Origin of the sequence: Phyllobacterium sp. CL33Tsu (assembly GCF_900113985.1) — a bacterium.
Lineage (GTDB): Bacteria > Pseudomonadota > Alphaproteobacteria > Rhizobiales > Rhizobiaceae > Phyllobacterium > Phyllobacterium pellucidum.
In genome coordinates, this window is the sequence record NZ_FORJ01000002.1 from 232,818 (window position 1) to 257,131 (window position 24,314).

A 24,314-nucleotide genomic window follows, 5' to 3' on the forward strand; every position below is an offset into this window, starting at 1 on the left:
CACCTCGCCGCGCTTCCCTCTGAACAAGGATCAGACATGAAAGTCCATGCCGTTTTCAACCGCGATGGCGGCACCTTTCGCACGATGGACATGGAAGCGTTCGCAGCGACGGCAAAGTCCATCTTCGAAAGCCATGGACATACGTTCGAAAGCGAGATCATCCCGGGCAAGAAGCTAATCAAAGCGCTTGAACGCGTCTGCGCCGAGCCGGGCGACCACGTGCTCATGGCCGGCGGCGGTGACGGTACGATCTCCGCGGCCGCGGATTTCGCATGGAAGTCGCAAATACCCCTCGCCGTCCTGCCAGCCGGCACGATGAACCTTTTCGCCCGGGCGCTGAAGATCCCGCTCGACCTCAGCGCTGCGCTTGAAAGTCTCGCGACCGGATCGATCGAAGCTGTTGATATTTCCACGGCCAATGACGAGAGTTTCGTCCATCAGTTCTCGATCGGCTTCCAGCCGCAGATGATTCAGGTTCGCAACACGCTGGAATATCGCTCGCGTTGGGGCAAGCGGCTCGCCAGCATGCGTGCCTTTGCCAAAGCCATGGGCCGCCCGCCCAAATTTCTCGTTCGCATGGTCGTCGACGGAACCACCATCGAGCGAACCGTTTCTGCCATTTCGGTCGCCAACAATGCCTATGGCCACGGTGTCCTGCCGGTTCCCGAAGTCGTCAACCGTGGCGAACTCGGCGTTTATATTGCTGGAAAATTGACGCCGGCCGCCCTTCTCAAGCTGGCCTTCACGGTGCTCACCGGCTCGTGGCGCAGCAACCCGGATGTCGATGAAGTTGTGGCCCGAAAGGTCGAGCTGCACTTCCCGCACCTGCGGCGCGGCGCCAAGGCCACGATCGATGGCGAGCTGATCCCGCTGCCACGCGACGTCAAGATTGCCGTTCGCGCCGGCGAACTCAAAGTGCTTGCGCCAAAGCTTCCCTGAAATGAAAACAGCGCGGCGATGGCCGCGCTGCTGAAATTATAAGGGAAAGACCGCTTAGCTGCTGGTATTCTTGTTCTTTTTTGCCGGCATCGCAGCGGGCGCTGCCGCTGGGGCCGGGTTCGTGGCCTTGCGTGCCGCAGCCTCGTCGGCTGCAGCCTGGTCGGCGCTCTTCGGCATGGTGTCGACGATCGAGCGGACCTTGCCCTTGTCGGTTACGGTGCACATGGCATCGCGAATATCCGCTTTGAGGCGCACCTGGCTTACGCCACCGCCCATCGATTCCGCTTCAACGGCCTTGATGTTGCTTTCGGAGAGGAAGTATTTGACTGCCGCCGCCTGGATGCAGGGTTCTGCCAGTGCTGAATCCACCGGCGGGCGAACCGGCGCGAAAGTGGGGATCATCGGAACCAGTGGAGGCTGGCCGGTCGTGGAGCATGCTGCCAGGGGAATAAGAACCGCCAAAGGGGCAATTCGGCTCAGTATTTCAGGCAGGCGCATGGGTCTCTCCGCAAAGTCTCATCGCAGTATTGGATATAGGCCGGAAACTATTCGCTTTTCGCCATTTGTCTAGTGGCACAACTGCCACAATGGGACTTTATTGCCACAACACCAGGACACTCAGGGTGCGACCGACAGCATCCAGTTTAACGCGCCGCGCCAGTCCGTCATTCGGATAGGCGTGCCGTGGTTGCCGCTTTCAAACCGGGTAAAGCGCACGGGATAGCCTTTGGCGGAAGCCCGGATCTGCTGGTAGAACGCTTCCTGCTTGTCGATGGCAAAGACAGGGTCTCGGCTACCGTGGCCGAAGAACACTGGTATGCGGCGCTTGAACGAAGCAGAGCCGATGAAGTGATCGTCCCAAAGCGATCCGAGGATCAGCAAACCGGAAATATCCTTTGCCGCCTTTGGATCGTTCGCGAGCCGCCAGCATAACATTCCGCCCATCGATCCGCAGGCGACGAACAGTTTTGCTTGCGGCGACTGCGCCTTGAAATGCGCAATCAAGCCAGCGACCTGCGCTGCACCCTTTTCGCCGAAATCGGTGAAATCCGGCGTGAGGTATAGACCGTTGTTCCGCTCCATGAGGTTCTTCAGCCGATTGAAATTGCCGCCGAACGTGAAATCGTTCATCCCCTGCTGCCGATTTCCGCCTTGCCCGTGCAGGTAGATCGTGATGATGGCCGGGCTGTCGAGATTGCCGACTGCCATGACCTTGACCGACCCGCTGTCGGTCGTGACCACCAGATCCTTTTGCGAGCGTTTCGGCTGCAAGGACACATAGTTCGGCTTGACCCGCCGTTCCGGCACCGTGTCGCGGCCATTGATATCCCGCAGTTCATTATAATCCACAACCACATAGTCGCCGCCATCCGCGCTTTTGAGAAGACCGGGATAGGCAAACAGATCGTCCTTGTACGGATCGAGCTGCACGGCGGAAACGGGCGCGGTGAGGCACAGCAGAGCGAACGCGGCGAAGAGGATGGGTTTCAGCAATGTTAGTCCTAAGGGTTCGGCAGGGCGATCGTGCCGCCGGCGCGATTGAGCATGTCCGGCGTGTCGACATCAATAGCCGCTGCCTCGCCAAGTTCAACATCGATCAGCGGAAAATCGCCCCGCTCGATCAGATGACGGGCACCGACATCACCGGCAAGCGTGAAGACTTCGTCAAATAATTGGCGTGGCAAAAGCACGGGGTTGCCGCGCTTACCGTCAAAGGTCGCCCGCACGATCGACTGACCCCCTGCCTCGCTGAAACGCCTGATCATCGTCTCAACGTGCTCGCTCGAAAGCGCCGGCATGTCGGCAAGCAACATCAGGACACCGTCCGCCGAAGCGGGCACATGCCGGATCGCGGTTTGCAGCGAGGATGCAAGGCCGCTCGCGTAATCCTTGTTGAGCGCGATGACGACATTCAGGCCCTCGAGCGCCGCGCTACATTGCTCGGCCATATGGCCGAGAACGGCAATGACCGGACGTCCGCCCGCTTCGATCGCAGTCAGGGTCGAGCGCCGGATCAAAGGCATGCCGGCGAAAGTCGCGAGCAGCTTGTTTGATCCGTTCATGCGTGTCGACTGTCCCGCCGCAAGCACCGCGATCGCCACATCGGCGCGCGACGCGGATGGTCGTGGATCGCGCGGCTGCGGCCGAGATGTTATCTCCATAAGCAAGCCCCCTACGCCCATGCCGATGACATCTTCCTTCGTGACGGGCACATTTGCCATGAGGCGCTCGAGCACCCAGTCGAAGCCATTTTCCTTTGGACTGCGCGCACAGCCCGGCGCACCGATGACCGGCTTGCCGCTGAGTTCGCCAAGCACCAGAAGATTGCCTGGGTCGACCGGCATACCGACATGATGCACCACGCCCCCGGCCTGCCTGATGGCCGCCGGCACGACATCGCCGGCATCGACCACTGCAGACGCGCCGAATGCAATGACGATGTCGTTCGATCGATGCAATTCGCGAATGGCCTCCGCAAGCGCGCTTTCGGAATGGGTGGTCCGCCGCTCGGCAGTCAGTTCACCATGATTTCCGGCTATGCGCGCATCGATGACGCGGCGGGTTTTGTCGAGAACGCTCGTCTTCACCGATGGCAGGGTCGTCTGGGCCAGGCCGACGCGCGCGCCGGTAAAGGCATGGACGCCAATCGCCCCGCGCCCGCGCGCCAGCATTGAGATGCGGTCAATGACTTGCCCCGGAACTGCAAATGGAATGATCTTGATCGTCGCAACCATCTGGCCGAGTTCAACGCGCTCGAATGGTTTCAAGGTTGCAATTGTTGCGGCCGGATCAACCGCATTGATGGCACTGACAAGATCGGCATCGACGGCAAAAAGCCCGGCTTTTTCGGCGTAGCAGTTGACGCGGCCCGTCGTTGCGGTCCCCAGCCGGACATTGAATACATCAAGCGATTTGGTGATTTTTTCGGCGGCGGCATTCTCTTCGAGATCGCCGCTTTCCAGCCGCGCTGCAATGACGTGCCTGACGCCTGCTGCCCGTAGCCCCGTGATATCCGCGGCTGTAAGCACATGCCCCTTTTTCAGCTTGAGCCCGCCCGCATGGGTCGAATGGGCGAGTATCGCGCCGAACGCACCGTCGAGTGGCATTTCACCGAATATCATGCGGTTCGGTCCAATTGCTGCAATGGCTGCAGTTCGCGCGCACGGAATGTCGTGACGACCTCGGCGATAATCGCGACGGCGATCTCCGCGGGACTGGCGGCCCCGATATCAAGTCCTATTGGCGCGCTGATCCGGCTGATCTGTTCGTCAGCAAGCCCCAGAAGCTTGAGCCGCTCCACCCGCTTTGCATGTGTTTTACGGCTGCCGAGCGCGCCGACGTAGAAACAGCCGGACGTCAGTGCAGCCGCGAGCGCCGGATCGTCGATCTTCGGGTCATGTGTCACTGCGGCCACGCCCGTATAGGGGTCGAGCGGGCGGGCTTTCAGCACGTCTTGCGGCCATTCGGCGTGAAGCACGACATCCGGAAAGCGCTCCTGTGTCGCAAAGGCCGTGCGCGGATCGATGATTTCCGTGTCATAGCCGGCAACCTTCGCCATGGGCGCCAATGCCTGGCTGATGTGGACCGCTCCGATGACAACGAGGCGTGGCGGCGGCAGATGCACATTCAGAAAAAAGGTCCGGCCATCCACATCGGCAATTCCGGACCGGCCCGACAGGAATGCAGTTCGAACCGCGTGGCCCAGCGCACCGGCAACAGGATCGCCCTGACGGATCACCCGGTCCCGGCCATCCCCAATATCAGTCAGGAGGATCGCGGCGCGGCGTGCGCGTCGCTCTTCGTTGAGTTTCTTGAGGCAAAAGGGATCCACGATCAGCCCAGCCGCTCCACATAAACCCTGATGCGTCCGCCACAGGAAAGCCCGACCTGCCATGCCGTTTCATCGGCAACCCCGAACTCGAGCATGCGCGGCTGGCCGCTCTCGATCACCTCCATGGCCTCAGCGATAACCGCGCCTTCGACGCAGCCGCCCGATACCGAACCTTCGAAATTGCCGGAGCGATCGATGACGAGATGGCTGCCGACCGGCCTTGGCGCCGACCCCCACGTTTCGATGACAGTCGCGATGGCGACATCACGGCCATCGGACATCCAATCCTGCGCCGTCATCAGCGGATCAAGTGTTTGTTGATTGGATTCCAGCATCATCGTGCCCTCCAGCAGGCTCAATATGGGTGCGATCCCGGCGCATGGAAAGGGGTCGCCCGGGCAAGCCAGCGTTTCGGATCGTCGTTGCGCTCGCGCGGCCGGCCGAGCGCCTTGCACAGATCGTCCAGGGCTTCAAGGTTATGCACGGCGCGAAAGTCATCGACATAGGGAAGCATTGCCCGAACGCCCCGGGCGCGCGGCTCGAAGCCTTCAAAGCGCAGCAAGGGATTGAGCCAGATCAGACGCCGGCACGATTTCGACAGCCGCTCCATCTCCGCTTCGAGTTCGCTTGTATCCTCCCGCTCAAGACCATCGGTAATGAGCAGGACCACGGCGCCCTGGGTCAGGACGCGGCGCGACCATTGCCTGTTGAATTCATGCAATGTCTCACCGATGCGCGTGCCGCCGGACCAGTCTTTTACAACATCGGTGCACCGCGCAATGGCATCGTCAGGATCGCGGTAGCGCAATGGGCGCGTAATGTTGCTGAGACGCGTGCCGAAGACGAAACAATGGACTCGCCGTCGCCTCTCCATGATCGCATGCATGAAATGCAGAAAGATGCGCGTGTACTGGCTCATCGAGCCGGATATATCCGCAAGTACGACGAGCGGCGGGTGCACGACGCGGCGCGATCGAAACTTTGGCAGGATCAGATCGCCTCCCGTGCGCAGACTTGCCCGCATCATGGCCCGCGGGTCGATGCGCCTCCCACGCGGATCGCTGCGGTAGCGCCTGGTTTCGACCTGGTCGAGCGGCAGGGTGAGTTCGCTCATGGCGCGTCGCGCCTCAACGAGCTCAGCGGCGCTCATCTGCGCAAAATCCTTGGCCCGCAAGACTTCCTTGCCGGAAAATGTAAAGCGGGCGTCGATATCGATCTCTGGCGGCCGTTGACCCGGTTCTGGCTGACCATTTCCCCTGAGCAACGCCTCGGCGACCCGCGCTTCGGCAGCCCTTGACCGTTCACGGTCCTGCGCCATCGCGACCGGGGAGAACATTGCCAGCATCTTTTCGATCAGTTCGCGCGAGCGCCAATAAAGGCGGAACGCCTCGTCAAATGTCGCGTGGTCCTCGCGGCGCGTTACGAAAACACTGTGCAGTGTCCAGTAGAAATCATCCCTCGAGCCGATGCCACCGAAGAGCACCGCCTGGATTGCATCCTGGACCGAGGCTGGACCGACGCGCATGCCTGCCTTGCGCAGGGTCCGGGCGAAATAGACGATATTGTCCGCAAGATGACTGCCCGAACCCGCCGCCTGCGGTGATCGTTCGAGCGCCGCCATGTCAGACGGCATTCAAGCTGGCTTGGCGTATCTCCAACTTGACTTCGTCAAGGATGCGGCGCCCCTCGCCGCCGGCGATGCGGGCAATGTCGTCCTGATATTTCAGGAGCACGCCGATCGTATCGGATACGGCTTCAGGATCGAGGGCGAGCTTGTCCATCTCCGTCAGGGCTCCGGCCCAGTCGATGGTCTCGGCTACGCCCGGCAACTTGAAGAGGTCGACTTCGCGCAGCTTTTGGACATAGCGGACGATCTCGTCCGAGAGGCGCTCATTGGCGGCCGGCACCTTGCGGCGGACGATTTCGAGCTCGCGTTCCGCCGAGGGGTAATCCACCCAGTGGTAGAGGCAGCGCCGCTTCAGCGCGTCATGTATTTCACGTGTACGATTGGTGGTTATGATGACAAGAGGCGGCTCGTTCGCCCGAATGGTGCCAAGCTCCGGGATCGTCACCTGATAATCCGACAGAACTTCAAGCAGGAAGGCTTCAAACGCCTCGTCCGTGCGGTCGAGTTCATCAATCAGGAAGACCGGCGCTTTGCCCTGCTCGCCTGAAAGCGCCTGCAGCACCGGCCTCCTGATCAGGAACTTTTCGGAAAACACGTTCCGCTCGATCGCATTCTTGTCGATGACGCCGCTCGCCTCATCGAGCCGGATCTCGATCATCTGTGCCGCATAGTTCCACTCGTAGACCGCCGAGGATACGTCGAGGCCCTCATAGCACTGCAGCCGGATAAGCGGACGGCCGAGGGTCGTCGCCAGCACCTTGGCGATCTCGGTCTTGCCGACGCCCGCCTCGCCCTCAAGAAACAGGGGGCGCTTCATGCGCAAGCTCAGGAACAAGACGGTCGCCAAGGCCCGGTCCGCAACGTACCCGCCGGATTCGAGCAGGGCCAAGGTGGCCTCGATCGATTGCGGCAGGGACGAAACGGCTTGCTTGCCCATGCTGGTCCTAGTCTCCGGCGGAGTGGTACGATCGGTTGAGATAGATCAGGGATTTGGCCGGATCACCCATGTTGAGCGCCGTCACCTTGCCATAGATCACGTAGTGGGTGGCGACCTCGTGCGTGGCGACGATGCGGCAGTCAAAGCTTGCCAATGCATCGACGAGAACGGGCGCACCTGTCTGCAACGTGTGCCAGTGGCCGAGGGAGAACCTGTCCTGCTGCGCAAGATCGCCCCTGCCGGAAAAGGCTTCGGACAACGCCTGCTGGCCAAGCGAGAGGGTGTTCAGCGCAAAGACCTGGTTTTCGATGAAGAGATGATTGAGTTCATGCTCGCGGTTGAGGCAGACGAGCATCGTTGCAGGATTGTCGGAAACGGAACAGACAGCCGAAACCGTCACGCCACGACGTCCGGCCGGACCATCGGTCGTGATAATATGCACGGCTTCCGCGAAATGGCTCATCGCATTGCGGAACGCGAGCGGCTCGATCTTCTGATCCTTGGCTATAAGCAAATTTTCAATTCCGTATCTGCAGCATCAGTATCGCAACAATCGCCACAACCAAAGAGTGCGGACAAATTTTTGTTCGATCCTATTATTATATAGACCCCAATTGCGCGGAATGAAGGAAACAGTTACCGAAATAATGTAACTGGTTACCATACAACACGAAATGGCCCGCTCTTGATGAATCGCTTGCTACGCGCCGCAACATTCCTTGGCCTTCTGGTCACGAGTGTCGCACATGCGGAGGACAGGATTGGCGTTATTGCGCCGCTTTCGGGTCCCTTTGCGCGCCTCGGCATGCAAGTGGTCGACGGCAGCACCGTGGCGTTAAATACTGCCGGAAAAGGCCAGGCGATATCGATCACCACCGCCGACGACAAGTGCGACGCAGCCGGTGGCGAGGCCGCTGCGAGGCAGATGGTACAGGCCAACGTCATGATCGTCGTCGGTTTCCTTTGCGCCGACGCATTGGAGGCTGCCTTGCCGATCCTCAACCAGAAGGGCATCCCGGTCATAAGTCCGGGGGTGCGGTCGCGAACGCTGACCGAGCGGCGAGCCGAGCAACCCTATGCCGTTTTCCGGCTCGCCCCGTCCGAACAGAGCGAGGTAACGGAAACCGGCGATATTCTTGCGCAGCTATGGCATTCCACACCCTTCGCGATCATTGACGATGGCACCATCTTCGGCCGTGAACTTGCCTCCGGCGTGCGCGCGCGGCTTGAGGAGAAGGGCCTGAAGCCGGTTTTTGCCGATACGTATCGCCCTGGCCTCGACAATCAGAACGCACTGGTCGGCCGGCTCAAGCGCGCGGGCGCCACGCAGGTTTTCGTCGGCGGCGAGCGCGACGACGTTGCAGCCATCGGCCGCAGCGCCGTCGCCCTGTCCTACCCGCTCACCATCGTCAGCGGCGAGGCGCTCGGTACTGTCGGCAACGGCAGCGACCTTGCCGCCGGAACCCTGATGATAGCACCGCGCGACACGGAAAAGCTCGACAGCGCCCGCAACGCGAAAAACGCTGTCGAGCTTGCCGGGAAAGTCCCGGAAGGCTACGTCATACCGGCCTATGCCGCGACCGAGATCGCCTTGCAGGTTCTTGCCGGTGCGCAGGCGCAGCCGGGTTCCCTCAGCGAACTCCTGCACAAGAATGCTTTTGAGACAGCGCTGGGCTCGGTCCAGTTTGACGCCCTCGGCGAGCGTATCGCGGATACTTACTGGGTGCAGAAGTTCGACGGAACACAATTCGTCCTGGAGGCGAAGTGATGGCCAGCGTCACAGGTCCCCGCAACCTCATCACCGATGTGGCTGGCCTGCGTGTCGGCAATGCGAGCGACGAGAAGGTAAAGTCCGGCACGACTGTGATCCTCTGCGACACGCCGGCGACCGCCGCCGTGCAGGTTCTCGGCGGTGCTCCGGGCACGCGTGAAACCGACCTTCTCGAACCGCACAACACGGTTGAATCGATCAACGCGCTCGTACTGTCGGGTGGCTCTGCTTTCGGGCTCGACGCAGCCTCGGGTGTTCAGGCGGCGCTGCGCGAAAAGGGTGTCGGCTTCGAGGTCGGTGGCCACCGCATTCCGATCGTTCCGGCTGCGATCCTCTTCGACATGATGAATGGCGGCGACAAGGATTGGGGGCGCTTCCCGCCCTATCGCGAACTTGGCTACGCCGCCGTCCAGTCGGCATCGCCCGCATTCGAAATCGGGACCGCCGGAGCTGGTACTGGTGCCACGGTGGCCGGATTGAAGGGCGGGCTCGGCTCAGCCTCTTCAATGCTGGCGAGCGGCGCGACCATCGGCGCGCTCGTTGCGGTCAACGCGCTTGGGTCGGTAACGATTGGCAAAGGTAAGCATTTCTGGGCCGCGCCTTTTGAAATCGGCGCAGAGTTCGGGGGTCATGGCCTGCCCCATCCGCTTCCCGCCGACACCAGTGAAATAAAAACCAAATTCAGCGAAGCAACGGGCTCGAACACCACTATCGGCGTCATCGCGACCGATCTTGTGCTGACCAAGGCGCAGGCCAAGCGCCTGGCCATCGCGGCCCATGACGGATTTGCCCGTGCCATCTGGCCTTCCCATACGCCGTTTGACGGCGACCTCATATTCACACTTGCGACCGGCACGAGCGGCCGCATGCCGGAGGTTGGCGAATTCATCGATCTTTGCGCGGCAGCCGCTTCGACCATGTCACGGGCGATTGCCCGCGGCATATATGCCGCGACGCCAGCCCCGAACGATCCCTATCCGGTGTGGAAATCGCTGATCTAGACCGGTTTCGGTTGTGCCACCGGAACGCGCATGGTAACGGCGCGCAAGTTTTAAACTCCGGAGACTGAACATGAGCCGTCCGCTCGTCATTGCCCCATCCATTCTCGCGTCGGATTTTTCCAAGCTCGGCGCGGAAGTAACGAGCGTCCTCGACGCGGGCGCCGATTGGGTGCACATCGATGTCATGGACGGGCACTTCGTTCCGAACATCACATTTGGACCGGAAGTGGTTAAGGCCATCCGCCCGTTGACCGACGCGGTTTTCGATACGCACCTGATGATTGCACCCTGCGATCCATATCTTGAAGCCTTCGCCAAGGCCGGATCCGATATCCTCACCGTTCATGCCGAAGCCGGCCCGCACCTGCACCGTTCGCTGCAGACGATCCGCGCACTTGGCAAGAAGGCTGGCGTTGCGCTGAACCCCGCAACCCCGGAATCGGCCATTGAGTACGTCCTGGACGATATCGACCTCATTCTGGTCATGACGGTGAACCCCGGCTTCGGCGGCCAGAAATTCATCCACGAGACGGTGGAAAAGATACGCAAAATCAAGGCGATGATCGGTGAGCGGCCGATCGATCTTGAAGTCGATGGCGGCGTCACCGCCGAAACCGCAGCGCTTGCTACGGCGGCCGGCGCAAATGCCCTGGTTGCCGGATCCTCAGTATTCAAGGGCGCATCTTACCGCGATAACATCGATCTCATTCGCAATGCCTGCGTGAACAGCGCGTGAGCCGGTATCGCCGACTTGCCATCGGTTTGCTGCTCGGTCTGTTTCCAGCGGCAACTGCATCATATGCAGGCGACGCGGCGAAGCTCAATATTCTCGGCTTCTCCAAGGATGGCGGCGTTTTCGCCTTCGAGGAATACGGTATTCAGGACGGTTCCGGCTTTCCCTATGCCAACCGGTTCTACGTCGATACCGCGAACGACAAGTTCCTGCCGAAGACGCCGGTGCGCGTCCGCCTCGATGATGAACATTCTTCGCTGGAGGAGGCGCGCGACAAGGCAGCGCGGGATGCGCAGGGCCTGACATCGCTCACCGACGTTGAGTTGCGGGCAAACATCGGCTTTACCGTAGCTTCGAATCCGGTAACCGAGCTTTCTGCCGATCCCTTTAAGGTAAGGGTGAACCCCCGGCCGATTTTTCCGGCGCTTGATCCAGCCCTCGCCATCACGCTCGAGGAAATCGCCGCGCCAGCAAGCGAGATGTGCCAGAACATGGGCGATATCAAGGGGTTTCGCCTGACACTTGCCGATGACAAGCCCGGCGCTGCGCCGCAATTACTGCATGCCGACGAAACGGTACCGACAAGCCGGGGCTGCCCGCTCGGTTACAGCATCGGCGCCGTGCAAACCTATTATCCTCAAGGCGCATCGCCGGTTGTTGCCGTTCTTGTCGCCATTAGGGCGTTCGGCTTCGAAGGTCCCGATCACCGCTGGATGGCAGTGACCACCCGCCGCTAGGTGCGCCGACGACGAAAACCTGCGTTGAGCGATCGGCAAAGGTCTGATAGACCGCACTCAACTTTTAATTCTTCGCCGACAGGAACACATATGATCCCGCGCTATTCGCGGCCGGAAATGGTCGCCATCTGGTCCCCGGAAACGAAATTCCGCATCTGGTTCGAAATCGAGGCGCATGCCTGCGATGCGCTTGCCGAACTCGGCGTTATCCCCAAGGAAGCGGCGAAAACCATCTGGGAAAAGGGCGGCAAGGCAACATTCGACATCGACCGCATCGACGATATCGAGCGCGAGACCAAGCACGATGTCATTGCCTTCCTGACCCACCTTGCCGAGATTGTCGGTCCGGATGCGCGCTTCGTCCATCAGGGCATGACGTCCTCGGACGTTCTCGACACCTGCTTCAACGTGCAGCTCATGCGCGCAAGCGATATCCTTCTCGCCGACCTCGACAAGCTTCTCGCCGCGCTGAAGACCCGCGCATTTGAGCACAAGGATACCGTCACCATCGGGCGCAGCCATGGCATCCATGCCGAGCCGACCACCTTCGGCGTGAAGCTCGCCCAGGCCTATGCCGAGTTCGAACGCTGCCGCAGCCGCCTCGTCGCGGCGCGGGCCGAGATCGCCACCTGCGCCATATCCGGTGCGGTCGGGACATTCGCCAATATCGATCCATACGTTGAAGAACATGTGGCCAAGGCATTGGGAATGCAGCCGGAACCAGTTTCGACACAGGTCATTCCGCGCGACCGCCACGCCATGTACTTTGCCACCCTTGGCGTCATCGCTTCATCGATCGAACGGCTGTCCGTTGAAATCCGCCACCTGCAGCGCACCGAAGTCCTAGAAGCCGAAGAGTATTTCTCTCCGGGCCAGAAGGGTTCTTCGGCCATGCCGCACAAGCGCAATCCCGTCCTCACCGAGAACATGACCGGCCTTGCTCGCATGGTCCGCGCCTTCGCCCTGCCTGCGATGGAAAATGTTGCGCTTTGGCACGAACGCGACATCTCGCATTCATCCGTCGAGCGCATGATCGGTCCGGATGCGACGATCACCCTCGACTTCGCACTGGCCCGTCTCACCGGCGTCATCGAGAAGCTTCTCGTCTACCCGGACAACATGCTCAAGAACATGAACAAGTTCCGGGGCCTCATTCACTCGCAGCGCGTACTGCTCGCCCTCACCCAGGCCGGCGTGTCGCGTGAGGATTCCTACCGTCTGGTGCAGCGCAACGCCATGAAGGTGTGGGAGCAGGGCAAGGATTTCCTCGAAGAACTTCTCGCCGATGCGGACGTGCGTGCCGCCCTGCCCGAAGAGACAATCCGCGAGAAGTTCGACCTCGGCTACCATACCAAGCATGTCGATACGATCTTCAAGCGCGTGTTCGGAAACTGATGCAGCAAACGCTCGACCTTAAAGGCCGAGCGTTTGCCAAATGGCGATCAGCCGCGTTTGGCGGGAACGATGCGGATCACATTGCCCCAGGGGTCGACGATTTCGCGTTCGTCATTGGCCATAGCCGAGCTGAATTCCGCCCAGGCAAGCCCGGAGCGGTCATTGTCCCGAAGGCCCGCGCCGCGGCTTTGCCATGAATTTGCCGCGACGTGGTGGTGGTAGCCGCCCGTCGACATGAACACGGCGCTGCCGCCAAAGCCCGCCACGGTTTGAAGACCAAGCTCCTTGTGCCACCATGCCTCCGCGTCCTTGGCATTGCCGACGCGCAAATGCAGGTGTCCGACTATTGTGCCGTCGGGAGCCGACGACCAGGGCGTCTCGCTGCCGGGTTCCGCAACCAGGCTGCCTACATTGAGCGCCTCTGTGCCCATTGCCACCGACGAACCGTTCCAGGTCCAGCTTTCATGCGGGCGATCCGCATAAATCTCGATGCCGTTGCCCTCGGGATCGGTCAGGTAGATCGCCTCGCTGACGAGATGGTCGGAAGCACCGACGATAGGCGTGCGCTTTTCGATGGCGCGCTTGGCCCAGCGGGCAAGATCAGCGCGGGCCGGTAGAAGGAATGCGGTGTGGTAAAGTCCGGCGCTGTGCGGATCGTCCGCGCGCACCGCATCTGCCTGCTCGATCTCAAGCAAGGGCGTCTCCCCCGCTCCGAGAGTGACCGATTGACCTTTGCGCGAAATCTCGCGCAGGCCCACGACCTCCTGGTAATATTTTGCCAGCGTGTCGGCGTCCTTGGCCTTGATGCCGACCTTCGACACGTGGACCGGCGCCGTTGCCGCAAAAGATGTGTTTTCCATTCTCGTCTCCGCGCGGGCAGTTCCCACTGTTGCGACGAAAGCAATAGACCCACCAACCAGTTCCCGGCGTGTGATCGCTATGCTTTCCTCGAAAAAATCTCGTTCGCAGTAAGGTCGGATTTATTGGCGCTTGATACAAGCCGAAAGCAGCGAACAGCTTGTTCACAGATAATGAACTTAAAAGGCATGATTGTTTACTAACAATGCGAGCCCGGTGAAGGCGCCCTCATTCCTGCCACTTCCCTGCGCGTGCTACACTTTTGGAATGTTGCGATCCCGAAGTGATTCTCCTAAATACGCCGCATGAAAGTCAAAGACGTCGATATTCTCATCGTTCCCGGTTACACCAATTCCGGCCCCGATCACTGGCAGACCCGCTGGGAAGCCAAGCTATCCACGGCCCGCCGCGTCGAGCAGGCGGAGTGGACGAAACCGGTGCGCGAGGACTGGGTGGCCGCGGTCGTCAAGGCGGTCAAATCGGCGACAAAACCCGTGGTGATCGTCGCCCATTCGCTTGGCGTTCCGACGTTCGTCCATGCAATTCCCGAGATCGGCGACAAGGTGAAGGGCGCGTTTCTCGTCACCCCGCCGGACGTTTCGAACCCGAAGATCAGACCAAAGCACCTGATGACGTTCGGCCCCTACCCGCGCGAACCTTTCACCTTTCCTTCGATTGTCGTTGCCAGCCGCAACGATCACTATTGCGACTATGCGGTCGCCGAGGACCTTGCCGCCGCCTGGGGATCGCTTTTCATCGATGCAGGCGAATCCGGCCACCTCAACGCCGAATCCGGCCATGGCCCCTGGCCGGAAGGCTCGATGGTCTTCGCGCAGTTCCTGTCGCGGCTTTAGGCTTTCTTCAGCCCATCAAGGATGCTTTGCACGCCGAGTGTCAGGTAGCCCGTATCAACGGCAAGCGCCAGGTAAGTATAGCCGAGCGCACTGAAGCGATTGGCCATGTCGGCGTTCGCCGCATAGATCGCGGCGAACTTGCCAGCGGCCTTGGTTTTGGCGGCAATTTTTGTCAGTGGCTCAATGATCGCGTCTGAAGCTGCATTGACCTCGGCGCCCTTGCTCCAGGCGATGGAAAAATCCGACGGGCCGACGAAAATGCCATCGATGCCTTCGACGCCCAGAATGTCGTCCAATACCTCGTAGGCGGCGATGGTTTCTATCATTGCAAAGGCCAGCGTCGACTCATTGGACTCGCGCAGATACGCGCCGGAGCCGCCCGCCCCATAGCTCGCGGGCCGACCGCGCAATTGTCCCCATGACCGTTCGCCCAGCGGCGGATATTTCATCGAAGCAGCAAAGAGCCGCGCATCCTTGACGCTATTGATCATAGGCGCCACCACGGCATCGACCCCGATGTCGAGCGCGCGGCTCGCCATGTCGAAACGTCCGACCGGGATACGCACCAATGCCGGCTTCTGGTTTGCGCGCAAGACGCCGGTCAGCGCAACGACGCTCGCCGTGTCGTGGGCGCCGTGCTGCATGTCGAGAAGCACCGCATCGAGCGGGGTCCGGCACAAGGCTTCCATGACCAGTGGATCGGTCACGCTCGACCAGCCGGAATAGAGTGTCTCCCCAGCCCTCAGGCGCGACGCAAATGACATGTTTCTTATCCTTCTTCGATTTCGCGGCGGAGTATGGGAAACGCCGCCACGGCGGGTCAAGTCACCGCCATGAAAAAGCCCGGCGCTGTGGCCGGGCTTTTGGGTTCATCAGGCTCGGATCAGGAACCTTCGATCTGGCGGATCGCCTCGACCATCAGTTCTTCCATGGTGCGGCGGATACGATGGTCGGACGTGTCGATACCCGCCGTGTCGAAATCAGCGCGGATCTTGCGGAAGACATCGTCGTCACCAGCTTCCTGGAAATCCGCCTTGATGACTTCCTTTACATAGGCATCCGCTTCGTCACCGCTCTTGCCAAGCTTTTCGGCCGCCCATTGACCGAGGAGCTTGTTGCGGCGGGCCTCCGCCCTGAAACGCAGTTCTGCGTCATGCGCATACTTGTTTTCAAAAGCGTTTTTGCGATCTTCCATTGTCATCCTCAGTTGCTCCCGCAATATGATCGGTTGGTTCAATGCTTAAACTACATCCGGGCCTCGGGCGTTTTTCAGGCAGTTCCCCAATGTTTTCGCTTCTTGGGTTCATATAGCCATTCTGCACGAAATCGAAAGACCGAAATGAACCGCTGGAATCAATTTGTCGTAGATCGTTCATGGAGCACCTATATTCCACAAATCAGCGCACCTTAACAAAGGATCATTGTAGAATGCTTGCTTTTACGATAGTTAGCGCGCCAACATGACGGCGCTGCTAAGAACCGGGGCCGACCGATAACTCCAATACCGAGATTTGCAATGAACCGTCGCCGCCGTGTCTACGAAGGCAAAGCCAAAATCCTTTATGAAGGACCAGAGCCAGGCACACTCGTCCAGCACTTCAAAGACGACACCACCGTGCTGCATCCTAAGAAATCGGAAGTGATCGACGGCAAGGGCGTCCTCAACAACCGCATTTCCGAGTATATCTTCAGCCAGCTCAACCGCATGGGCATCCCGACGCATTTCATCCGCCGGCTCAACATGCGCGAACAGCTGATCAAGGAAGTCGAGATCATTCCGCTCCAGGTCGTCGTGCGCAATATCGCCGCCGGTTCGCTGGCCAAGCGTCTCGGCATCGAGGAAGGCACCGTACTTCCGCGGTCGATCATCGAGTTCTACTACAAGAATGACGAGCTCGACGATCCTATGGTTTCGGAAGAGCACATCACGGCGTTCGGCTGGGCTGCACCGCAGGAGATCGACGACATCATGGCGCTTGCCATCCGCGTCAATGATTTCCTGAGCGGCCTTTTCCTCGGTGTCGGCATCCAGCTCGTCGATTTCAAGATCGAATGCGGCCGTCTCTACGAAGGCGATCTCATGCGGATCGTTCTCGCCGACGAATTCTCGCCGGATTCGGCACGGCTGTGGGACAGCCAGACCGCTGAGAAACTCGACAAGGACCGTTTCCGCCGCGACATGGGCGGGCTTATCGAAGCCTACCAGGAAGTCGCGCGGCGTCTCGGAATCATGAATGAAAACGAGCCGACCCGCCCCGCGGGACCGGTTCTGGTCAAATAAGCACTCATCCAATCAGCTCGGAGAAGACAAGTCGATGAAGGCACGTGTCACTGTAACCCTGAAGAATGGCGTTCTCGATCCGCAGGGCAAGGCAATTGTCGGCGCATTGGGCAGTCTCGGTTTTGATGGCGTTGGTTCCGTGCGCCAGGGCAAGGTGTTCGACGTCGAACTCAACACGTCCGACCGCGCCGCGGCCGAAGCCAATCTCAAGGCGATGTGCGAGAAGCTCCTCGCAAATACGGTGATCGAAGATTATAGTGTGGCGATTGATTGATCACTTTTGAGGATTCGCCATGGACGGTATATCGCCCGATCTGATTTACGAAATTCTTCGGAAGATGCAGGGCGACATTGCGTCGTTGAAGGAAAACGGGCGCGAACAGCGCCAGGATAGTATTAGCGTCCGCAGTCATCTGCACCTGCTCGAGGGTGAGATGAACAATCTCAGGGCGTCGATGTCCTCGCTTCACGACCGTCTCGATCGCATCGAAAACCGTCTCGAACTTCGGGAACTCGCGGAAGCACAAGCAAGGTTTGAACCACACCCATGAAATCAGCAGTCGTTCTTCTCCCCGGCCTCAATCGTGACCGCGACATGATCGCGGCCTTGACCGACGTCTCCGGAGTCGCGCCCGAAACGGTGTGGCAGACGGACACCGAGATCCCCGATGTCGACCTTATCGTCATTCCTGGCGGGTTCTCCTATGGCGATTATCTGCGCTGCGGCGCTATCGCGGCGCGTATGCCGGTCATGCAGGCAATCCGCGAGAAGGCGAACAAGGGCGTCATGGTCATCGGCGTTTGCAACGGCTTCCAGATTCTCGTCGAGGCTGGCCTGCTGCCTGGCGCGCTGATGCGCAATGCGTCACTGAAATTCGTCTGCCGCCAGGTGAAGCTCGAAGTCACCAATGCCAACACCGCATTTACGCGCGGCTATTCGCAGGGCCAGATCATCCGCACCCCCGTCGCCCATCATGATGGCAACTATTTTGCCGACGCGGAAACGCTTGCCCGTCTCGAAGGCAACGGCCAGGTGGTCTTCCGCTACGCCGAGGGCACCAATCCCAACGGCTCGATCAACGATATTGCTGGGGTCGTCAACGAAGCGGGCAATGTGCTCGGTCTCATGCCCCATCCGGAAAACCTTATCGAAGCTGCGCATGGCGGCACTGACGGACGCGCCCTTTTTGCCGGTATCCTCGGAGTGGCTGCCTAAGAACTTCTGAACAAAGTCATCAGCGTCCAGATTCTGAACGAGTTCACGCATGTCGCCCGCCGCAAGCTGCGCATGGATTGGACAGAAACCGAGGAGGCGCTTTCACTTGTACGCAGTCTGTGCCCCACCGTCGTGTCACACTCGACCTAGCCACGCACGACGCTGCGATCAGGATTGCGCGTCGTTATAATCGTCAGCTCTTCGATTCCCTCGTTGTCGCTTGCGCCATCAACAGCGGCAGTTCGGTGCTCTGGTCCGAAGATATGGGGGATGGAATGACCATAGATCGCCTGACAATCAGCAATCCGTTTGGTCGTCCTTGATATCGCCCGCCATTTCGTTAGGCTCCTGCAGGAGCCCGGCAAATCATAGAAATAGCCGGCTCAATTGGAGGAAAGTTCAATGAAGCTATATTCCCGGCCGCTGTCTCCCTATTCCTCCATCATCCGTTGCATTGCCTATTACAAGCAGGCGCCAATCAAGATCGTTGCACCGCCGCCCGGCTCGCCCATCCCGGAGGAATTTCGCGCGATTTCGCCCTTCAACCGAATCCCTGTCCTGATTACCGGCTCTGGCCTTACGGTGATCGAAGCCACCGTCATCGCCGAATATCTGGAAGAGCATTTTCCCGAACCGCCGCTTTTGCCGGCCGACTCGCGCGACCGCGCTATTGTGCGGATGCTGGCGCGCGCGGCGGAGCTCGAGGTGCTCGCGCCCACCATGGAACTCCTCGAACTGCTGTTTAGAAAATCCAAGGACGAGGCGCGCATCAGCAAATTGTTCAAGCAGATGGAGATCGGTCTTGCGGAAGTAGAAAACCGGCTCGGCCATGGACCTTATGCACTCGGTGAAGAGATGACGCTGGCCGATGCATGGCTGACGCCGACCAGATTCGTCATGAACCCCTTCCGCCAATTGGCAAATCGTCCTGACCTGCTCGCTCCCTACCCGAGGTTCGACGCGCTGGAGCAACGGATTGTTCAGGATCCGGTGCTATCGCTCGTCTGGTACGAGATGGTGGACGGCCTCAAAATATTCCTCGGGGAGCTCGAAACCGCCTGATCCCCTTTCCCGCATAATCCCGGTGCCGAACAGTGGCTCCGGATAGCTTATGCATAGATGTCCTCTGCGCCCATGCGAAGTGGCGCAGTCGTGGAGAACGCCGCATGAAGACGCCGACGATCGGTATTGCCCTGATGATTTCGCTCGCTGCACTCGCCGGATGCCAATCCAAGAGCAAGCCTGGACCGGGCAGCCTTGCCTTCAATTCTGAGAAGGCCGCGCTGCCAACGATGGAACGCGTTGCGCTTGCCGCCAATGCCTGCTGGTTCAAGTCCGGCGATGCAACATTCAAGCCCTACCGTCTCGCCCCCGAACTCGATTCCTATTCGGGAAGGCCGCGCATCCTCGTCGTACCGGCGAGCAATCCCGGAGGACGGCCTTTGCTCGTCGTTCATGCCGAGGGTAACCCTGCAAAAGTCGAGGCGTTTGGTCCGCTGATGATGCATTCTTTAGGCAATCGCATTGCAGCAGACGTTCGCCGCTGGGCGGGCGGACAATCGTCCTGCGCAACGAGCGGCTAGAGTCGCGGTCATCGTTGGTGTTGCCCGGGCCTTCCTCTCCACCGTCGTGCACGCCTCCCTCTCCACCGTCATCCTCGGGCTCTTGTCCCGAGGACCCATTTTTCCTTCAAACGGTCAATGGTTTCCAGGTGGATCCTCGGGTCAAGGGCCCGAGGATGACGGAAAGGGGGTGAATATTCGCCACGAGCGTCTCGTCCCGAAAAACCCTATTCTGGCGAGAGGCTCTCCACCACCGATCCTCTCGGCGTTGCACGCGCCTCCCTCTCCACCGTCATCCTCGGGCCCTTGACCCGAGGACCCATTTTTCTTTCGACGGTCAACAGCTTCCACGTGGATCCTCGGGTCAAGCGCCCGAGGATGACGCAAAGGGGGGTAAAATATACCGCGGAAATTGGTTTCCAGGCGGATCCTCGGACCTACAGCCCGAAGATAACGTCGGTAGGACTGATAGCGGGATTATCCCGAGAAGTAGTTACCGAGATCGGCTTCGATGTGATCGCGCGTTAGGCCGAGGTCCTTAAGCCCGTCTTCGCCGAGGGAGCCAAGCTCAAGCCGCGACCGCCGCCGGTCGATTGCATTTCCCACCCAGCCGAATAGACGGCCGAAACGATTGCTCTGCGCATGTACTGCCAAGCCTGGATGAACGGGCCTGGCGGGATCGATATAGGTCGTACCCATTACTGCCTCCATATGTCATCACTTGCGTAATATCTCGTCATAAGTGTTGCGTCGCACTAGAGCGTACGGCGCCCGCACGTTGCATCAATCCCAGAAGAAGCGCTTCACCTCGCGTCGCGCTTCGGCGGGTGCAATGCCAATGTCTTCGAGAAGATCGTTGCTCAGCTCGCTTAGATGCATGCGCGTGCGCCGCTTCAGCATTGCGCAACCGAACCAACTGACGAGCGCAACAATTGTCACGGTCCGCGAGGGTGTCGATGACCGACGAATTTCGCTCGTGCCAGCGCGATCCGCGCCTATTGTCTCTATTGTGCTCATAATTGGCTCCTTTAAGCCGATCATTGACTCTTACTTTGTATGATTGTCTCTATGTATTGACTCAATTGAAAGCGCAATATATTAATTGTCACCATGACAAATTGGCTTCCGAATCTTGAACCTGGCAAAGGCCCGCTTTATTTGCAGTTGGCCGAACGTATTGAATCCGACATCGCCGAGGGCGTGCTCGCCCCCGGCACGAAGCTTCCGCCGCAGCGCAACCTTGCCTTCGATATCGGTGTCACGATTGGCACCGTCGGCCGTGCTTACAATCTCATTCGGGAGCGAGGCCTCGTCAGCGGCGAAGTCGGTCGTGGGACATACGTCACCGAGCGCAGGGAGCTGGCACTTGAACAGCCCTCCCCCCGCACCGAGACGTTTGGCGGTACGCGCAACCAGGCGGTCGAACCGGGCAGAATACGGCTCGATAGTACGGCCGCCATCGACGTCGGCCAATCGGAAACGATGGCAGGGTTGCTGGCTGGCATCACCAAGCAATATCCCTCGGAGGTCGCGAGCTACTGCCGCACCCTGCCCGCCTCTTGGCAGGCAGCCGGCAGCCGCTGGCTATCAGCTGCGGGATGGGTGCCGGAGCCCGCTTCGATTGTTCCGACCCTTGGTGCTCACTCCGCGATTCTCGCAATCATCGCCGCCGTAACGGTTCCCGGCGACCGCATCGCTTTCGAGGAACTGACCTATTGCTCGGCTGCCCGCAGCGCCAACCTCATGGGACGGCGAAGCATCATCATTCAGACCGAGAACGGCTCGCTCACCCCTGGCGATTTCGAACGGCATTGCGCCCAGCAGCACCCGAAGCTCGTCTTCCTGATGCCTTCGCTGCATAATCCAACGGCCGTCACCATGCCGGAAGACGACCGGCGCGCAATTGTTGATATTGCGCGGCGCTACAATGTCTGGCTCATCGAAGACGAGATCTACGGTTCGCTCACCCGCCACGATCATGTTAAACTTACCGAACTCGCGCCGGAGCGGACATTTCACATCGGCGGGCTGTCGAAATCCGTGGCCGCCGGCATTCGCAGCGGCTGGGTCGCCTGCCCGCCTCACCTCTCGGCCCGCGTCCTCACGGCCCACAAGATGGTCAGCGGCGGCGTTCCCTTCATGATGATGGAGCTCAGCGCCCAACTGGTCAATACCGGCGAAGCTTACAGCATCCGCAACGAGGTGTGCGCCGAAGTGAATGCACGCGAGGCTTTGGCGCGCTCCGTCTTCACCGGTATGGAATTCGCGTCGCAGCCGCATTCTCCATTCCTGTGGATGAAACTGCCTGATCCATGGCTGTCCGGCACGTTCAAGAATGCCGCGCTCAATGAGGGCGTGATGATTGACGACGAGGACGAGTTCAAGGCCGGACGCAGCGAAAAGGTATTTCACCGTGTTCGCGTCGGCCTGACCGTCCCGACGACCCGACAGGAGCTCGGCCAGGGTCTGTCGGTGTTGCGCCGCCTGATGGAGTCCGACAACGCGAGCTACGATAGCTATTCGTGAAGTGAGTAGTGAGCGAGTGAGTAGTTAAGCGAGGGCGTCTTTGGGTAGGTAGGTGGACACCTGTCGGTGCGTGCGTGACTGTATAATCCTCGCCCTTCGAATGATGGGTGCTTTCCGCGCATGACGGCGGTGTTGTGGCGGTCATCCCTCTGGGCATAGCCCGAGGATCCAACTTCACCCCGTCACAAGTCCGGCAAAATCGAAGATCTTGCGGTCGAGCAGATGGCTCGGCCGGGTGTTGGCGAGGGCGCGGATCATCGTTTCCTTGCGGCCCGGCACGCGCCTTTCGATGTCGGCCAGCATGGCCTTCATGGCGTTGCGCTGCAGGCCCTCCTGGCTGCCGCACAGATCGCAAGGAATAATCGGAAACTGCATGGCGCCCGCAAACTTTTCCAGATCATCTTCCGCGCAATAACTCAACGGCCGCAGCACCATCAGGTCGCCTTCGTCGTTGAGAAGCTTTGGCGGCATTGCTGCGAGCCGCCCGCCGTGGAAGAGGTTCATGAAGAAGGTCTCGAGAATGTCCTCGCGGTGATGGCCGAGTACCAGCGCAGCGCAACCCTCTTCCCGGGCGACGCGGTAGAGATGTCCGCGACGCAGGCGCGAGCACAGCGAACAATAGGTCTGGTTTTCGGCGATCTTATCCGTGACCACTGAATAAGTGTCCTGATATTCGATGCGGTGCTCGATACCGTTCGCCTTCAGGAAATCCGGCAGGATATGCTTGGGAAAATTCGGCTGTCCCTGGTCGAGATTGCAGGCGAGGAGTTCGACCGGGAGCAGACCGCGCCATTTTAGGTCGAGCAACAAGGCCAGGAGACCATAGGAGTCCTTGCCGCCCGAAAGTCCGATCAGCCAGCGCTCGCCGGGCTTGACCATGGCGAAGTCCTCGAGCGACTGGCGCGTTTGGCGCAGGAGCCGCTTGCGCAACTTGTTGAACTCGACGGAGGACGGCACGCCGAGAAACATCGGATGGCAGCCGCTTGCGTCGGTGAGGTCAAGCTCATGGATGGTCATGGAAATATCCCGCTACGATCCGGTTCGTCGCCTTAATTGCATCGCAGGATCGCCGAAGGCAAGTCCTTCATTGTCCGAAGACGGACCAGCCGGTGCGCTGGGCGAGCAATTCGAGCGCGGCCGACCCGAGCAGCGAGTTGCCGTTCTCGTTCAATCCCGGCGACCAGACCGCAATCGAGGCTTTGCCCGGCGCCACGGCAAGAATCCCGCCGCCAACACCGCTCTTGCCCGGCAGGCCGACGCGATAGGCGAAATCGCCGGAGCCGTCATAATGCCCGCACATCAGCATCAGCGCGTTGATGCGCCGCGCCCGGCCCGGTGAAACGACGCTGCCGCCATTGAGCGGATTGCGGCCGGCCGACGCGAGATAAAGTCCGGCATGGGCCAGCTGGCGGCACGACATGGCGATAGCGCAATGGTGGAAATAGACCCCGAGGACATGCTCGACGGGATGATTGAGATTGCCGAAAGCGCGCATGAAATTGGCAAGCGCAATGTTGCGGTAGCCGGTCTGCGTTTCGGAACGCGCAACGTTCTCGTCGATGGCGATGGTATCATCATCGGCGACGTGGCGAATGAACTGCACGATTTCGCCGATCGCCTCCCGCGGTTGATGCCCGGCAAGAACCACGTCCGCAACCGCGATAGCGCCCGCATTGATAAAGGGATTGCGCGGCTTCCCCTTCTCCTGCTCCAGCTGGACGATGGAGTTGAAGGCATTGCCGGAAGGCTCACGCCCAACCCTCTTCCACAGCCCGTCGCCGATCTTGCCGAGCGCAAGCGTTAACGTGAAAACCTTGGAAATGCTCTGTATCGAGAAATTGGTTTCGGCATCGCCCGCGACATGGACTTTCCCGTCAACCGTTATCATGGCGATGCCGAACTGTTTCGGGTCCACCGTCGCGAGTTCCGGAATGTAATCGGCAAGTTTGCCCTCACCGATGCGGCCGGAAAGGTCGCTGTAGACACTGTCGACGATAGCCTGAAGGTCGGTCATGGCCGGACTCCGGTTGAAAAAAAAGCCGCCG

At 59.9% G+C, this 24,314-nt stretch carries 29 protein-coding genes; 14 read left to right on the forward strand and 15 right to left on the reverse strand.

The genetic code is table 11. The features are described 5' to 3' along the window. Positions 1-36: 36 nt before the first annotated feature. On the forward strand, positions 37-939 hold the full coding sequence (locus BM074_RS10730) for a diacylglycerol/lipid kinase family protein (protein WP_091921882.1): 903 nt from the start codon (positions 37-39) through the stop codon (positions 937-939). Positions 940-993: 54 nt separating this feature from the next. Here BM074_RS10730 and BM074_RS10735 read toward each other — a convergent pair whose 3' ends face one another. From BM074_RS10735 to BM074_RS10770, 8 genes are all read right to left on the reverse strand, one after another. Continuing rightward, entirely contained in the window at positions 994-1,437 is a 444-nt protein-coding gene (locus BM074_RS10735; protein WP_091921884.1) for a hypothetical protein, read from the reverse strand. Positions 1,438-1,557: 120 nt separating this feature from the next. Then, positions 1,558-2,430: an alpha/beta hydrolase gene (locus BM074_RS10740; protein WP_244532841.1), complete on the reverse strand. Its 873-nt coding sequence runs from the start codon at positions 2,428-2,430 to the stop codon at positions 1,558-1,560. An 11-nt stretch (positions 2,431-2,441) separates the two neighbouring features. Continuing rightward, positions 2,442-4,061 (reverse strand): NTP transferase domain-containing protein, encoded by a 1,620-nt coding sequence (locus BM074_RS10745; RefSeq protein ID WP_091921888.1) that lies wholly within the window; start codon positions 4,059-4,061, stop codon positions 2,442-2,444. Continuing rightward, entirely contained in the window at positions 4,058-4,771 is a 714-nt protein-coding gene (locus tag BM074_RS10750; protein ID WP_091921890.1) for an XdhC family protein, read from the reverse strand. Before BM074_RS10750 ends, BM074_RS10745 begins: the two co-directional genes overlap by 4 nt. Positions 4,772-4,773: 2 nt before the next feature. Next, positions 4,774-5,109 (reverse strand): XdhC family protein, encoded by a 336-nt coding sequence (locus BM074_RS10755; protein ID WP_175498985.1) that lies wholly within the window; start codon positions 5,107-5,109, stop codon positions 4,774-4,776. A gap of 17 nt (positions 5,110-5,126) precedes the next feature. Beyond that, positions 5,127-6,404, reverse strand: coding sequence for a vWA domain-containing protein (locus tag BM074_RS10760; RefSeq protein WP_244532813.1), 1,278 nt, complete (start codon positions 6,402-6,404; stop codon positions 5,127-5,129). After that, on the reverse strand, positions 6,394-7,335 hold the full coding sequence (locus BM074_RS10765) for an AAA family ATPase (protein WP_027231615.1): 942 nt from the start codon (positions 7,333-7,335) through the stop codon (positions 6,394-6,396). The genes BM074_RS10760 and BM074_RS10765 overlap by 11 nt, the downstream gene beginning before the upstream one ends. Before the next feature lie 7 nt (positions 7,336-7,342). Then, positions 7,343-7,798 (reverse strand): flavin reductase, encoded by a 456-nt coding sequence (locus BM074_RS10770; RefSeq protein ID WP_051615011.1) that lies wholly within the window; start codon positions 7,796-7,798, stop codon positions 7,343-7,345. 225 nt (positions 7,799-8,023) lie between these two features. On the opposite strand from BM074_RS10770, the gene BM074_RS10775 reads away from it, so the two are divergent. From BM074_RS10775 to purB, 5 genes are all read left to right on the forward strand, one after another. Then, on the forward strand, positions 8,024-9,103 hold the full coding sequence (locus BM074_RS10775) for a branched-chain amino acid ABC transporter substrate-binding protein (RefSeq protein ID WP_091921894.1): 1,080 nt from the start codon (positions 8,024-8,026) through the stop codon (positions 9,101-9,103). Next, entirely contained in the window at positions 9,103-10,107 is a 1,005-nt protein-coding gene (locus BM074_RS10780) for a P1 family peptidase (protein ID WP_091921896.1), read from the forward strand. The genes BM074_RS10775 and BM074_RS10780 overlap by 1 nt, the downstream gene beginning before the upstream one ends. 70 nt (positions 10,108-10,177) lie before the next feature. Continuing rightward, positions 10,178-10,843: a ribulose-phosphate 3-epimerase gene (rpe, locus tag BM074_RS10785; protein WP_091921898.1), complete on the forward strand. Its 666-nt coding sequence runs from the start codon at positions 10,178-10,180 to the stop codon at positions 10,841-10,843. Further along, positions 10,840-11,577, forward strand: coding sequence for a DUF2259 domain-containing protein (locus BM074_RS10790; RefSeq protein ID WP_091921900.1), 738 nt, complete (start codon positions 10,840-10,842; stop codon positions 11,575-11,577). Before rpe ends, BM074_RS10790 begins: the two co-directional genes overlap by 4 nt. 90 nt (positions 11,578-11,667) lie before the next feature. After that, complete coding sequence (purB, locus tag BM074_RS10795) at positions 11,668-12,972, forward strand: adenylosuccinate lyase (protein ID WP_027231621.1); 1,305 nt, start codon at positions 11,668-11,670, stop codon at positions 12,970-12,972. Between the two features lie 47 nt (positions 12,973-13,019). Here the strand turns inward: purB and BM074_RS10800 are convergent, their stop codons facing one another. Further along, positions 13,020-13,832: a VOC family protein gene (locus BM074_RS10800; protein WP_091921902.1), complete on the reverse strand. Its 813-nt coding sequence runs from the start codon at positions 13,830-13,832 to the stop codon at positions 13,020-13,022. A gap of 303 nt (positions 13,833-14,135) precedes the next feature. Here BM074_RS10800 and BM074_RS10805 point away from each other — a divergent pair, with 303 nt between their 5' ends. Continuing rightward, positions 14,136-14,684: an RBBP9/YdeN family alpha/beta hydrolase gene (locus tag BM074_RS10805; protein WP_091921904.1), complete on the forward strand. Its 549-nt coding sequence runs from the start codon at positions 14,136-14,138 to the stop codon at positions 14,682-14,684. Here the strand turns inward: BM074_RS10805 and BM074_RS10810 are convergent. Then, positions 14,681-15,448, reverse strand: coding sequence for an HpcH/HpaI aldolase family protein (locus BM074_RS10810; protein WP_091921906.1), 768 nt, complete (start codon positions 15,446-15,448; stop codon positions 14,681-14,683). The genes BM074_RS10805 and BM074_RS10810 overlap by 4 nt on opposite strands. 119 nt (positions 15,449-15,567) lie before the next feature. Next, entirely contained in the window at positions 15,568-15,885 is a 318-nt protein-coding gene (locus tag BM074_RS10815) for a DUF1476 domain-containing protein (RefSeq protein WP_027231625.1), read from the reverse strand. 315 nt (positions 15,886-16,200) lie between these two features. Here BM074_RS10815 and purC point away from each other — a divergent pair, with 315 nt between their 5' ends. From purC to BM074_RS10845, 6 genes are all read left to right on the forward strand, one after another. Continuing rightward, positions 16,201-16,965 (forward strand): phosphoribosylaminoimidazolesuccinocarboxamide synthase, encoded by a 765-nt coding sequence (gene purC, locus BM074_RS10820; RefSeq protein WP_027231626.1) that lies wholly within the window; start codon positions 16,201-16,203, stop codon positions 16,963-16,965. 34 nt (positions 16,966-16,999) lie between these two features. Next, complete coding sequence (gene purS / locus BM074_RS10825) at positions 17,000-17,239, forward strand: phosphoribosylformylglycinamidine synthase subunit PurS (RefSeq protein WP_027231627.1); 240 nt, start codon at positions 17,000-17,002, stop codon at positions 17,237-17,239. Between the two features lie 19 nt (positions 17,240-17,258). Continuing rightward, positions 17,259-17,516, forward strand: coding sequence for a hypothetical protein (locus BM074_RS10830; RefSeq protein WP_091921908.1), 258 nt, complete (start codon positions 17,259-17,261; stop codon positions 17,514-17,516). After that, the gene (gene purQ / locus BM074_RS10835) at positions 17,513-18,181 is read left to right on the forward strand and encodes a phosphoribosylformylglycinamidine synthase subunit PurQ (protein WP_091921910.1); all 669 of its coding nucleotides are present in this window, start codon (positions 17,513-17,515) and stop codon (positions 18,179-18,181) included. Before BM074_RS10830 ends, purQ begins: the two co-directional genes overlap by 4 nt. 402 nt (positions 18,182-18,583) lie before the next feature. Next, the gene (locus tag BM074_RS10840) at positions 18,584-19,243 is read left to right on the forward strand and encodes a glutathione S-transferase family protein (protein ID WP_027231630.1); all 660 of its coding nucleotides are present in this window, start codon (positions 18,584-18,586) and stop codon (positions 19,241-19,243) included. Positions 19,244-19,347: 104 nt separating this feature from the next. Continuing rightward, complete coding sequence (locus BM074_RS10845; RefSeq protein WP_091921912.1) at positions 19,348-19,764, forward strand: hypothetical protein; 417 nt, start codon at positions 19,348-19,350, stop codon at positions 19,762-19,764. A 456-nt stretch (positions 19,765-20,220) separates the two neighbouring features. Here the strand turns inward: BM074_RS10845 and BM074_RS10850 are convergent, their stop codons facing one another. After that, the gene (locus BM074_RS10850; protein WP_027231632.1) at positions 20,221-20,442 is read right to left on the reverse strand and encodes a DUF1127 domain-containing protein; all 222 of its coding nucleotides are present in this window, start codon (positions 20,440-20,442) and stop codon (positions 20,221-20,223) included. An 84-nt stretch (positions 20,443-20,526) separates the two neighbouring features. Beyond that, positions 20,527-20,760: a DUF1127 domain-containing protein gene (locus BM074_RS23160; RefSeq protein WP_210186479.1), complete on the reverse strand. Its 234-nt coding sequence runs from the start codon at positions 20,758-20,760 to the stop codon at positions 20,527-20,529. A 93-nt stretch (positions 20,761-20,853) separates the two neighbouring features. Between BM074_RS23160 and BM074_RS10860 the strand changes: the two genes are divergently transcribed. Then, the gene (locus BM074_RS10860; RefSeq protein ID WP_091921915.1) at positions 20,854-22,269 is read left to right on the forward strand and encodes an aminotransferase-like domain-containing protein; all 1,416 of its coding nucleotides are present in this window, start codon (positions 20,854-20,856) and stop codon (positions 22,267-22,269) included. Between the two features lie 174 nt (positions 22,270-22,443). Here BM074_RS10860 and ttcA read toward each other — a convergent pair whose 3' ends face one another. Together ttcA and BM074_RS10870 are read right to left on the reverse strand one after the other, a co-directional pair. Further along, entirely contained in the window at positions 22,444-23,286 is an 843-nt protein-coding gene (gene ttcA / locus BM074_RS10865) for a tRNA 2-thiocytidine(32) synthetase TtcA (protein ID WP_027231634.1), read from the reverse strand. A 67-nt stretch (positions 23,287-23,353) separates the two neighbouring features. Then, positions 23,354-24,283, reverse strand: coding sequence for a glutaminase (locus BM074_RS10870; protein ID WP_091921917.1), 930 nt, complete (start codon positions 24,281-24,283; stop codon positions 23,354-23,356). Between the last annotated feature and the right edge of the window lie 31 nt (positions 24,284-24,314).

Bases quoted from the DNA above. Each gene is read 5' to 3' on its own strand.
- BM074_RS10730 (WP_091921882.1), top strand. From the start codon at position 37: ATGAAAGTCCATGCCGTTTTCAACCGCGATGGCGGCACCTTTCGCACG.
- BM074_RS10735 (WP_091921884.1), bottom strand. From the start codon at position 1,437: ATGCGCCTGCCTGAAATACTGAGCCGAATTGCCCCTTTGGCGGTTCTT.
- BM074_RS10745 (WP_091921888.1), bottom strand. From the start codon at position 4,061: ATGATATTCGGTGAAATGCCACTCGACGGTGCGTTCGGCGCGATACTC.
- BM074_RS10755 (WP_175498985.1), bottom strand. From the start codon at position 5,109: ATGATGCTGGAATCCAATCAACAAACACTTGATCCGCTGATGACGGCG.
- BM074_RS10760 (WP_244532813.1), bottom strand. From the start codon at position 6,404: ATGCCGTCTGACATGGCGGCGCTCGAACGATCACCGCAGGCGGCGGGT.
- BM074_RS10765 (WP_027231615.1), bottom strand. From the start codon at position 7,335: ATGGGCAAGCAAGCCGTTTCGTCCCTGCCGCAATCGATCGAGGCCACC.
- BM074_RS10770 (WP_051615011.1), bottom strand. From the start codon at position 7,798: ATGAGCCATTTCGCGGAAGCCGTGCATATTATCACGACCGATGGTCCG.
- BM074_RS10775 (WP_091921894.1), top strand. From the start codon at position 8,024: ATGAATCGCTTGCTACGCGCCGCAACATTCCTTGGCCTTCTGGTCACG.
- BM074_RS10780 (WP_091921896.1), top strand. From the start codon at position 9,103: ATGGCCAGCGTCACAGGTCCCCGCAACCTCATCACCGATGTGGCTGGC.
- rpe (WP_091921898.1), top strand. From the start codon at position 10,178: ATGAGCCGTCCGCTCGTCATTGCCCCATCCATTCTCGCGTCGGATTTT.
- purB (WP_027231621.1), top strand. From the start codon at position 11,668: ATGATCCCGCGCTATTCGCGGCCGGAAATGGTCGCCATCTGGTCCCCG.
- BM074_RS10800 (WP_091921902.1), bottom strand. From the start codon at position 13,832: ATGGAAAACACATCTTTTGCGGCAACGGCGCCGGTCCACGTGTCGAAG.
- BM074_RS10805 (WP_091921904.1), top strand. From the start codon at position 14,136: ATGAAAGTCAAAGACGTCGATATTCTCATCGTTCCCGGTTACACCAAT.
- BM074_RS10810 (WP_091921906.1), bottom strand. From the start codon at position 15,448: ATGTCATTTGCGTCGCGCCTGAGGGCTGGGGAGACACTCTATTCCGGC.
- BM074_RS10815 (WP_027231625.1), bottom strand. From the start codon at position 15,885: ATGACAATGGAAGATCGCAAAAACGCTTTTGAAAACAAGTATGCGCAT.
- purC (WP_027231626.1), top strand. From the start codon at position 16,201: ATGAACCGTCGCCGCCGTGTCTACGAAGGCAAAGCCAAAATCCTTTAT.
- purS (WP_027231627.1), top strand. From the start codon at position 17,000: ATGAAGGCACGTGTCACTGTAACCCTGAAGAATGGCGTTCTCGATCCG.
- BM074_RS10830 (WP_091921908.1), top strand. From the start codon at position 17,259: ATGGACGGTATATCGCCCGATCTGATTTACGAAATTCTTCGGAAGATG.
- purQ (WP_091921910.1), top strand. From the start codon at position 17,513: ATGAAATCAGCAGTCGTTCTTCTCCCCGGCCTCAATCGTGACCGCGAC.
- BM074_RS10840 (WP_027231630.1), top strand. From the start codon at position 18,584: ATGAAGCTATATTCCCGGCCGCTGTCTCCCTATTCCTCCATCATCCGT.
- BM074_RS10845 (WP_091921912.1), top strand. From the start codon at position 19,348: ATGAAGACGCCGACGATCGGTATTGCCCTGATGATTTCGCTCGCTGCA.
- BM074_RS10850 (WP_027231632.1), bottom strand. From the start codon at position 20,442: ATGGGTACGACCTATATCGATCCCGCCAGGCCCGTTCATCCAGGCTTG.
- BM074_RS23160 (WP_210186479.1), bottom strand. From the start codon at position 20,760: ATGAGCACAATAGAGACAATAGGCGCGGATCGCGCTGGCACGAGCGAA.
- BM074_RS10860 (WP_091921915.1), top strand. From the start codon at position 20,854: ATGACAAATTGGCTTCCGAATCTTGAACCTGGCAAAGGCCCGCTTTAT.
- ttcA (WP_027231634.1), bottom strand. From the start codon at position 23,286: ATGACCATCCATGAGCTTGACCTCACCGACGCAAGCGGCTGCCATCCG.
- BM074_RS10870 (WP_091921917.1), bottom strand. From the start codon at position 24,283: ATGACCGACCTTCAGGCTATCGTCGACAGTGTCTACAGCGACCTTTCC.